At 43.2% G+C, this 526-nt stretch carries 1 protein-coding gene; it reads left to right on the forward strand.

Annotated features, from left to right (window positions below):
- A partial coding sequence (locus R7Q48_RS30810) for an EAL domain-containing protein (protein WP_318134211.1) occupies positions 1 to 526 on the forward strand: 526 nt, incomplete at both ends.

The raw sequence follows: 526 nt of genomic DNA on the forward strand, positions 1-526 counted from the left end.
ATACTTTCACTATCAAATTAAAGATACAGGCTATAAAGAGGTGTATTACATCTCAGGACCTTTTAAGAGCATCATTTTGTTGAGCCTGTTCTTTTTAGTGATACTAAGGCATCGGTCGCTACAAGCGTTCATCACGTATCTGTTTGCTATTCGAGAATTTCATATCAAGCTCGAACCGATCTACAACACCTCAACGCAGCAAAATATTCACTACGAAGCCCTTTCTCGATTCAAAGTGAAGAACACCCAAAGGTTCATCGAAACACTCATCAGCAATGGACTGCTTTTGATCCACACGATCTTGGTGATCCGAGCAATTTACGCCAAACAGCCGACTTTGTTGGTGCCCATCAGCATCAATGTGTGCCCTTCTCTTCTACGAGGAAGAAACTTCTCGACTCTTTATCAAGAACTCGCGAGCAGAGACTGCCGTTTACTGACCATCGAAATCACGGAGAACGCGTCCATGTACTACACCTCCGAGATCTACGACAACGTCGCGAAACTAAAATTACTGAACTGCAAA

This window comes from Vibrio sp. 378 (assembly GCF_033339435.1).